The following is a 9,029-nucleotide window of genomic DNA, read 5'->3' as shown; positions in this document are numbered from 1 at the left end:
CTGCGGGTGCGGGCCGCCCCCGGCCCCGGACGGGGCGGGGCCGCAGCGGTCCAGCGCGGTCCCGAGGATCTGCCGGGCCATCACGCCGAGCTGGAGCAACGACCGGTTCCGGTGCTTGCGCACGCCCAGATTCACCTGGGCGAGCGCGTCCAGGCCGTACCGGGCCTCGGCGTCGAGCAACAGCCCGAGCTCCACGCCGTACCCGGCGGCGAACGGGACGGACTCCAGCAGCTCCCGGCGCGCCGCGTACTCCCCGCCCAGCGGCTGCACCAGGCCGGACAGGGACGGGCGCAGCGCGGACAGCAGCGGCCGAGCCAGCAGTTCGGTCACCCGGCCACCCCCCGCGCCGAGTTCGTCCGACTCGACGCGCAGCGGCCTGCGGTAGAAGCCCTTGACCAGCGCGACCCCGGGTTCGGTGAGCAGCGGCCCGAGCAGGGCGGGCACGAACGCCGGGTCCGGGTCGACGAGGTCGGAGTCCAGGAACACGACCAGGTCACCGGTGGTCGCGGCCAGGGAGCGCCAGAGCACCTCGCCCTTGCCCGGAACCGGGTCGAACTCCGGCAGCACGTCCTCGCGGTGCACCACGGTGGCCCCGGCGTCGGCGGCGACGGCGGCGGTGTCGTCGGACGAGCCGGAGTCGACCACGACGAGCTCGTCGACCAGCGTGCCGACCAGCGGCCGGACGGAGGCCACGACGTCGGCGACGGTGTCCCGCTCGTCGAGCGCGGGCAGCACCACGGACACGGAGCGTGCACCCTTGGCCCGCACCAGCTCGTCGACCCCCCACGACGGCCACTGCCAGGTCCGCCGCCGGAACCACTCCCCGTCCATACCCCCGATCGTGTCACGCCCGCCCGGGTGTTGCCGTGAAGGGCACATCCCCTGCGTGGGGCGCGGTGAGGGGCACAATCACTGCGTCAGATGCAGGGAAAGTGCCCCTCACGGCACCACGCGACGTGACCGGCGCCGGGTCAGACGGCCCACTTGTTGATGGGGGTGGGGGTGTGGTGGGTGAGAGCTTCCAGGAGGGTGTGCGGGTCCGGGTCGATGGTGACCAGGTCGCGGGTGGCGTGGTTGAGGAAACCCTCGGTCACCGTGTGGTCCAGGAACTCGGCGAGCCTGCTGTAGTACCCGCGCACGTCGAGCATTCCCACCGGCTTGGTGTGCAGCCCCAGCTGGGCCCACGTCCACACCTCGAACAGCTCCTCCAGCGTGCCCGCCCCGCCGGGCAGCGCCAGGAACCCGTCCGACAACCGCGCCATCGTGGCCTTGCGCTCGTGCATGTCGGCCACGACGTGCAGCTCGGTGAGCCCGTGGTGGGCGATCTCCGCCCGCATCAGCTGCTCCGGGATCACCCCCGTGACCTCGCCGCCCGCGGCCAGCGCCGCGTCGGCCACCGTGCCCATGAGCCCGACCCGGCCGCCGCCGTAGACGACACCGATCCCGCGCTCGGCCAGCAACGTGCCCAGTGCCGCCGCGTCGGCGGCGTAGCCGGGCTCCTTACCGGACGACGACCCGCAGAACACGCAGAGTCGCTGCACTAGTGCGTCTCCTCCCATGCCTTGTACGCCTCCATCACCACGCCCACCGCGTCGTCGATGTCATCGGTGACGTGCAGCAGCGCGGCCTCCCGCTCGCTGACCTTGCCCTGCGCCAGCACGGTGTCCCGCACCCACTCGTACAGTCCCGTCCAGTACGCGGAGCCGAACAGCACCACCGGGAACTTCGTGACCTTCTTGGTCTGCACCAGCGTCAGGGCCTCGAACAGCTCGTCCAGGGTGCCGAACCCGCCCGGAAGGCAGATGAACGCCTGCGAGTACTTGATGAACATCGTCTTGCGGGCGAAGAAGTAGCGGAAGTTCACCCCGAGATCGACCCAGGCGTTGATGCCCTGTTCGTGCGGCAGTTCGATGCCCAGCCCGATCGAGAGGCCCCCCGCCTCGGACGCACCGCGGTTGACCGCCTCCATCGCCCCCGGGCCACCGCCGGTGATCGCGGCGAAACCGGCGTTGGCCAGCGCGGCGCCGATCTCCCGGCCGGTCTGGTACTCGGGATCGTCGCGTGCCGTGCGGGCCGAGCCGAACACGGTCACCGCGCGCGGCACCTCGGCGAGCGCACCGAAGCCCTCCACGAACTCGGCCTGGATGCGCAGCACCCGCCACGGGTCGGTGTGCACCCAGTCGCTCGGGCCACGCGAGTCCAGCAGCCGTTGGTCGGTGGTGGACGCCTCGGACGCCTCCTCCCGGTCACGGCGCAGCAGCACGGGGCCCAGACGTTTCTCCTGCGGATGCCGGTCCTCGGTGCGGGCGCCGTCGCGGAGGCCGCCACGGACGTGGTCGGCCCCGGTCTCGTCCTGGCGGTCGCCGTTTCCGGCGTCAGGGGTCGGTTCGGTCACAGCGCCCAGCGTAGGCTCACGCGCCCAGCCACGATCCGAGTACCTCGGCCACGTGGCGGATCTCCGCGGTGGCCACCCACTCCCCGCGGGTGTGCGCCAGGGTGGGGTCACCGGGGCCGAAGTTGACGGCGGGCATACCGAGTGCGGCGAACCGCGCCACGTCCGTCCAGCCGAGTTTGGGCGCCACGCGCCCGCCCGCGGCGGCGACCAGCTCGGCCGCCGCCGGGGACGACAGCCCGGGAAGGGCACCGGCGGAGCGGTCCACGACGGTGAGCTCGTAGCCGTCGAACACCTCCCGCAGGTGGGCCTCCGCCCGCTCGGCGGGCACGTCCGGGGCGAACCGGTGGTTCACCGCCAGCACGGCCTCGTCCGGCACGACGTTGCCGGCCACCCCGCCGCCGACCCGCACGGCCTGCAGACCCTCCCGGTAGGTGAGTCCGTCGATCTCGACCGTCCGCGGCCGGTACCCGGTCAGCCTGCGCAGCGGCTCGGCCAGCGCGTGCACGGCGTTGTCCCCCATCCACGCGCGGGCGGTGTGCGCGCGGACGCCCTCGGTGCGCAGCTCGACCCGCATGGTGCCCTGGCAGCCTGCCTCGATCACCGCGTTCGACGGTTCCCCCACGACGGCGAGGTCACCGCGCAGCCAGTCCGGGCGCTGCCGTTCGATCCGGCCGAGCCCGTTGCGGTCGGCCTCGACCTCCTCGCAGTCGTAGAACACGAACGTGACGTCGTGCCGCGGCTCGGTGAGGGTGGCCGCGAGGTGCAGGAAGACCGCGTCGCCGCCCTTCATGTCCACGCTGCCGAGCCCGTGCAGCACCTCGTTCTCCCCCGATCCGGTGCGGTGCGACGGCAGGTTGTCGTTCACCGGGACGGTGTCCAGATGGCCCGCGAGCACCACCCGCGACGGCCTGCCCAACGTGGTGCGCGCCAGGACCGCGTTCCCGTCGCGTACCACCTCCAGGTGCGGCGCCCGGGTGCGCAGGGCGTGCTCGACGGCGTCGGCGAGGTCGGCCTCCGCGCCGGAGACACTCTCGATGTCGACGAGGGCGGCGGTGAGGTCCACCGGGTCGGAGCGCGGGTCGAGCGAGGGCATGTCCGCACCGTACCGCGCGCTGGCTACGGTGGAGGCGTGCGTAGGAACTCGGTCGTCGGACGCGGACCGCTGGTCGCCGCCGTGTTGTTGGTCGCGCTGGCGGGGTGCTCCCGGGAGGCGGGGCCGATTCCGGAGGGTCAGGGACAGGACCCCGGGCCCGCCGCGCTCGACGTGAAGCTCGAGGCCATCACGGGTGACGACTGCTTCCGCGCTCCCGGCGAGGTCTACCCGCCGAACTGTGAGAAGTACGTCACCCAGCTCTCGACCGTCCCGGGCACCGCACGTGGCTTCACCGGGGTGGGACCCGGGCTGACCGAGGCCGCGGACGACCTCGACGCCGGGGTGCGCGCCTACCGCGCGAACGGCTGTGCCGGTGGCGAGGGCGGCGGGGACGCCTGCGCGACCGCGCTGTCCGACATCAGCGTGGCGGTGAAGACGCTGCGGACGGAACTGTCGGCACTGCCCGACGTGGCGACGCGGACGGGCTGAGCGCGGGTTACCGTGGCGGCCGTGAGTGCAGCGACCCCGAATCCCGAAACGACCGGCGCCACCGGCGTCGGGCTGGCGACCGTGACCCCCGACGGGACCGTGCTGGACACGTGGTTCCCGAACCCGAAGCTGACCGACGCCGCGGGCGCGGCGACGGGCGGCACCGAGCGACTGTCCCCCGAACAGGCCACCGAGGCGCTCGGCGCGGCGGCCACCGGCCTGCTCGGCACGGACGACGTCCGCGGTGTCGAGGTCGTGGCGGTGCGCAGCACGGTCGGCTCGCTCGATCGGGCCCCGGCGGACGCGCACGAGGTGTACCTGCGGCTGCACCTGCTCTCGCACCGCCTGGTGCACCCGCACGGGCAGAATCTCGACGGCGTGTTCGGCCTGCTGTCCAACGTCGTGTGGACCGACCACGGCCCGTGCCCGGTGGAGGGCTTCGAGGCCACGCGGATGCGGCTGCGGGCGGCCCACGGCAGCGTCACGGTGCACCACATCGACAAGTTCCCCCGGATGGTCGACTACGTCATCCCGGGCGGGGTGCGCATCGGGGACGCGGACCGGGTGCGGCTCGGCGCGCACCTGGCGAACGGCACCACCGTGATGCACGAGGGTTTCGTCAACTTCAACGCGGGCACGCTCGGCGCCTCCATGGTGGAGGGTCGGATCTCGGCGGGCGTGGTCGTCGGGGACGGCACCGACCTCGGCGGCGGCGCGTCGATCATGGGCACGCTGTCCGGCGGCGGCAAGGAGGTCATCTCCGTCGGCGAGCGCTGCCTGATCGGCGCGAACGGCGGTGTCGGCATCTCGCTCGGCGACGACTCGGTGGTGGAGGCCGGTCTCTACATCACGGCGGGCACGAAGGTGACTTTCGAGGGCCGGTCGGTGAAGGCGCGGGAGCTGTCCGGCATCTCCGGCGCCCTGTTCCGCCGCAACTCGGCCACGGGCGCGGTGGAGGCCGTCCCGCGCACCGGCGCGGGGGTGGAACTCAACGCCGCCCTGCACGCCAACGACTGACGCTCCGCCCGGGGTCGGCGGTGCCCGGCGGGCGCCTCACGACCCCGGGCCCGGGTCCCCGGCGGGCGGTTCCGGCACGGCTCCGGAGTCGGCACCATCCCGCTTGAGGACCGCGAGCAGTTCAGGATCGGCATGAACCTCGGCAGTGCTTCGCCAGGCGGCGACGAGGTGGGCCACCGGCGCGGGATTCTCGAGACTGTCCGCCGCCTCCAATGTCTCGACCAGTTCCACGACGAACTGGCGCACGCCCTCCTTCGGGAGGAACCGGACCCACGGGAACGCACGCGGAACGACGTCGGTCACCAGGGTCCGTGTCCGGTCGTCGTGTTCCATCAGTGCGAGGAAGAGCTTGGTGGTCGTGGACGCCACCTCGGCGACCTGCTCAGCACGACTCACGGTGGTGAGCAGCAGGTCCTCGTCCTCCGCTCCGCGCCGGTGCACCCGCAGGGAACGGCTCGTGGACTGCTGCAACTTACGAACCGTCTCAACAGGCTTGTTGGACAGCTCCGAGAAATTCACTTCCGGGGCGGTCATAGTTTCAAACTACTTGCAAACTCACCCGGCCGCAACGCGCGGTTCCGGTGATGGCACGGGTCAGCGCGCTGCCCCCATCGCCGGTCTCGCCCGGTGCTCAGGTCGACAGTCGCCGGACGGCGGCGTCGATCCGTTCGTCGGTGGCGGTGAGGGCCACGCGGACGTGTTCACCGCCGTGGGGGCCGTAGAAGGTGCCCGGGGCGGCGAGGATGCCGCGCTCGGCCAGCCAGGCCACGGTCGTCCCGGCGCTCTCACCGCGGGTGGCCCACAGGTACAGCCCGGCCTCCGAGTGGTCGATGCGGAAGCCCGCACCCTCCAGCGCGGGGCGCAGAGCCGCGCGACGGGCCGCGTAGCGGCCGCGCTGTGCGGTGAGGGCGTCGTCGTCGGCCAGTGCGGCGGTTATGGCCTCCTGCACGGGCCGGGGCACGATCATCCCGGCGTGTTTGCGCACCGCCAGCAGGTCACGCACCAGCGCCGGGTCGCCGGTGACGAACCCGGCCCGGTACCCGGCGAGGTTGGCCGACTTGGACAGCGAGTGCACCGCCAGCAGCCCGTCCAGGCTCCCGCCGTGCACGTCCGGGTGCAGGATCGACAGCGGCTCGGCCTCCCAGCCGAGCGCCAGGTAGCACTCGTCGGACACGACCACCGTGCCGCGCTCGCGGGCCCAGTCGACGACCTTGCGCAGGTGCTCGACCCCGAGCACCCGGCCCGTGGGGTTGGACGGCGAGTTCAACCACAGCAGTGCGGGCCTGCCGGGCCCGACGGCGGTGGTGGCGTCGGCGCGCAGCACCGTCGCGCCCGCGAGCAGCCCCCCGACCTCGTAGGTCGGGTACGCCAGCTCGGGGATCACGACGGTGTCCCCCGGGCCCGCGCCGAGCAGGGTCGGCAGCCACGCCACCAGTTCCTTGGAGCCGACCGTGGGCAGAACCGCGTCCGGGTCGACCCCGTCCACGCCGTGCCGACGCCGCAGCGCCGCCACCGCCGTCTCCCGCAGCGCGGGGGTGCCGTGCGTGGCGGGGTACCCGGGGATCTCGGACACCGACGCGAGCGCGGCCCGGATGCCGTCCGGGACCTCGTCGACCGGGGTCCCGACGGACAGGTCGACGAGGCCGTCCGGGTGCGCCCGCGCGGTGGCGGCGTGTTCGGCCAGCGAGTCCCAGGGAAAGTCGGGAAGCCTGGCCCGGGTCATTCGCCCTGCGGGGGCAAGTCCTTGATCCACTGCGGGTCGTGCGCGGTCTTGCCGACCTTCGCCGCGCCGCCCGGGGAGCCCAGCTCGTCGAAGAAGTCGACGTTGGCCTTGGTGTAGGGGCTCCACTCGTCCGGCACGTCGTCCTCGTAGTAGATGGCCTCCACCGGACAGACCGGCTCGCAGGCTCCGCAGTCGACGCACTCGTCGGGATGGATGTAGAGCATCCGCTCGCCCTCGTAGATGCAGTCGACGGGGCATTCGTCGATGCACGACTTGTCGAGCACGTCGACGCAGGGCTCGGCGATCACATAGGTCACTGCGTTCTCCTGCTTGGTTCTCGGTCAGGCCCGTTGCCGGACACTACGCTTGTCTCTCCCGCATCCTAAGCCGTCCACCGGTGGCACCGACCCGGATGTGTGAGCCATGTTTACCCGGTACCCGCCCGGTGCCCACGGGAAGACCCCTCCCCGCCACCACCCACCGGCCCCCATGTGTGCCTACTCACACCCTGCTGTACCCGCGAGTCGCCACCCCGGTGCACCGAGTTGTCACTCCAGGACGGAACAGTGACGTCCGAGCACGGATGCGGGCCGCCGGCACACCGTCCGGAAGCGCGTACTCACGGGCGGGGCGCGTCGGCTCGACCACACGGAGCGTCGACTCGCGGGCGGGGAGGGGCGACTCGCGGGGGCTCGGTGGGGCGGGCGGGGGACACTGGAGAATGAGCACGCCGCGCCCCCGGGGCGGACCACGGGCGGGCCGCGGAGTCGAGTCACGGAATGGGAGAGGCCGGCACTGTGAAGGTTGTCGTCGTCGTCGGCGGGGTGGGCGGTGCCCGCTTCCTGCTCGGCGTCAAGGCTGCGCTCGGGCTTCCCGCCGTCGGCGAGCGGGAGTCGCCGCACGAGATCACCGCGCTGGTGAACACCGCCGACGACGTCTGGATGCACGGGTTGCGGGTGTGCCCCGACCTGGACACCTGCATGTACACCCTCGGCGGCGGGATCGACCCCGAACGCGGGTGGGGCCACGCGGGCGAGACGTGGACGGTCCAGGCCGAGCTGGAGGCCTACGGCGCCGAGCCGACCTGGTTCAACCTCGGCGACAAGGACATCGCCACCCATCTCCTCCGGTCGCGGATGATCCGCGCCGGGTACCCGCCGTCGGCGGTGACCGAGGCACTCTGCGACCGGTGGCGGCCCGGCGTGCGACTGCTGCCGATGACCGACGACCGGGTGGAGACCCACGTCGTCGTGGACGACCCGGACGACCCGGAGCAGCGTAAGGCGCTGCATTTCCAGGAGTGGTGGGTCCGCCACCGCGCGAAGCTGCCCGCGCACACGATCGTGCCGGTCGGCGCGGAGGAGGCGCAGCCCGCACCGGGCGTGACCGACGCCATCGCCGGGGCCGACGCGGTGCTGTTCGCCCCGTCCAACCCGGTGGTCTCCATCGGGTCGGTGCTGGCCGTGCCCGGGGTGCGCGAGGCGCTGCGCTCCACCGCGGCCGACGTCGTGGGAGTGTCCCCGATCATCGGCGGGCGGCCGGTGCGGGGGATGGCCGACGCCTGCCTGTCCGCCATCGGTGTCGAATCCACGGCCGAGGCCGTGGGCGCGCACTACGGCTCGCGCAAGACCTCCGAGGACGGGCTGCTGGACGGGTGGCTCGTGCACGAGGGCGAGTCGGTGGACGTCCCGGGGGTCGCCGTCCGCGCGGTCCCGCTGCTGATGTCCGACGTCGACGCCACGGCGGCGATGGTGCGGGCCGCGCTGAACTTGGCCGGGGTGGACGTTGACTGAGCACTCCGCCCACGGAACGGGGCACTCCGCCCACGGAACGGGGCACTCCGCCCACGGAACGGGGCACTCCGCCCACGGGAGCACCGGGTACGACCCCTCCGGGTACGAGCACGGTGCGGCGCGGGTGGAGATCCTGCCGGTGGAGGGGCTGCCCGAGTTCCGCCCCGGCGACGACCTGACCGGTGCGCTGGCCGGGGCCGCAGGCTGGCTGCGCTCCGGCGACGTCGTCGTGGTCACCAGCAAGGTGGTCTCCAAGGTCGAGGACCGGCTGGTGACCGTCCCCGCCGACCCGGACCTCCGCGACGCCGAACGGCGCAAGCTGATCGACGAGGAGTCGGTGCGGGTGCTGGCCCGGATCGGGCGCACCGTGATCACCGAGAACCGGCTCGGCATCGTGCAGGCGGCCTCCGGGGTGGACGCCTCGAACGTGGACACCGGGGAGTGGCGCTGCTGCCCACCGACCCGGACGCCTCCGCCCGGGCGCTGCGCGACGGCCTGCGCGACCGGCTCGGCGTGGAC

10 protein-coding genes and 1 pseudogene are annotated in these 9,029 nt (G+C 72.9%); 4 read left to right on the top strand and 7 right to left on the bottom strand.

Translation table 11 applies throughout. The features are described 5' to 3' along the window. From SACHA_RS21455 to dapE, 4 genes are all read right to left on the bottom strand, one after another. Positions 1-831: glucosyl-3-phosphoglycerate synthase (locus SACHA_RS21455; protein WP_019809507.1), on the bottom strand; the 831-nt coding region annotated here is incomplete at its 3' end. A 140-nt stretch (positions 832-971) separates the two neighbouring features. Further along, positions 972-1,541, bottom strand: a complete 570-nt coding sequence (locus tag SACHA_RS0110505; protein WP_019809506.1) for an LOG family protein — start codon at positions 1,539-1,541, stop codon at positions 972-974. Continuing rightward, the gene (locus SACHA_RS0110500; RefSeq protein ID WP_051110177.1) at positions 1,541-2,272 is read right to left on the bottom strand and encodes an LOG family protein; all 732 of its coding nucleotides are present in this window, start codon (positions 2,270-2,272) and stop codon (positions 1,541-1,543) included. The genes SACHA_RS0110505 and SACHA_RS0110500 overlap by 1 nt, the downstream gene beginning before the upstream one ends. A gap of 139 nt (positions 2,273-2,411) precedes the next feature. Further along, positions 2,412-3,488: a succinyl-diaminopimelate desuccinylase gene (gene dapE / locus SACHA_RS0110495; protein WP_019809504.1), complete on the bottom strand. Its 1,077-nt coding sequence runs from the start codon at positions 3,486-3,488 to the stop codon at positions 2,412-2,414. Between the two features lie 36 nt (positions 3,489-3,524). On the opposite strand from dapE, the gene SACHA_RS0110490 reads away from it, so the two are divergent. Next, positions 3,525-3,977, top strand: a complete 453-nt coding sequence (locus SACHA_RS0110490; protein WP_019809503.1) for a hypothetical protein — start codon at positions 3,525-3,527, stop codon at positions 3,975-3,977. A gap of 21 nt (positions 3,978-3,998) precedes the next feature. Beyond that, positions 3,999-4,994: a 2,3,4,5-tetrahydropyridine-2,6-dicarboxylate N-succinyltransferase gene (gene dapD / locus SACHA_RS0110485; RefSeq protein WP_028663065.1), complete on the top strand. Its 996-nt coding sequence runs from the start codon at positions 3,999-4,001 to the stop codon at positions 4,992-4,994. Positions 4,995-5,030: 36 nt separating this feature from the next. Here the strand turns inward: dapD and SACHA_RS0110480 are convergent, their stop codons facing one another. From SACHA_RS0110480 to fdxA, 3 genes are all read right to left on the bottom strand, one after another. Next, complete coding sequence (locus SACHA_RS0110480) at positions 5,031-5,528, bottom strand: hypothetical protein (protein ID WP_028663064.1); 498 nt, start codon at positions 5,526-5,528, stop codon at positions 5,031-5,033. Positions 5,529-5,625: 97 nt separating this feature from the next. Continuing rightward, positions 5,626-6,717 (bottom strand): succinyldiaminopimelate transaminase, encoded by a 1,092-nt coding sequence (dapC, locus tag SACHA_RS0110475; RefSeq protein WP_019809500.1) that lies wholly within the window; start codon positions 6,715-6,717, stop codon positions 5,626-5,628. Continuing rightward, the gene (gene fdxA, locus SACHA_RS0110470) at positions 6,714-7,034 is read right to left on the bottom strand and encodes a ferredoxin (protein WP_019809499.1); all 321 of its coding nucleotides are present in this window, start codon (positions 7,032-7,034) and stop codon (positions 6,714-6,716) included. Before fdxA ends, dapC begins: the two co-directional genes overlap by 4 nt. Before the next feature lie 480 nt (positions 7,035-7,514). Between fdxA and cofD the strand changes: the two genes are divergently transcribed. Continuing rightward, positions 7,515-8,510, top strand: a complete 996-nt coding sequence (cofD, locus tag SACHA_RS0110465) for a 2-phospho-L-lactate transferase (RefSeq protein ID WP_020628612.1) — start codon at positions 7,515-7,517, stop codon at positions 8,508-8,510. A 124-nt stretch (positions 8,511-8,634) separates the two neighbouring features. Beyond that, positions 8,635-9,029: pseudogene (locus tag SACHA_RS21450) on the top strand (coenzyme F420-0:L-glutamate ligase); the annotation flags it as partial.

Origin of the sequence: Saccharomonospora halophila 8, assembly GCF_000383775.1 — a bacterium.
GTDB lineage: Bacteria > Actinomycetota > Actinomycetes > Mycobacteriales > Pseudonocardiaceae > Saccharomonospora > Saccharomonospora halophila.
Note: the sequence above shows the minus strand (reverse complement) of the source record. Positions and strands in the feature narration are given on the sequence as shown.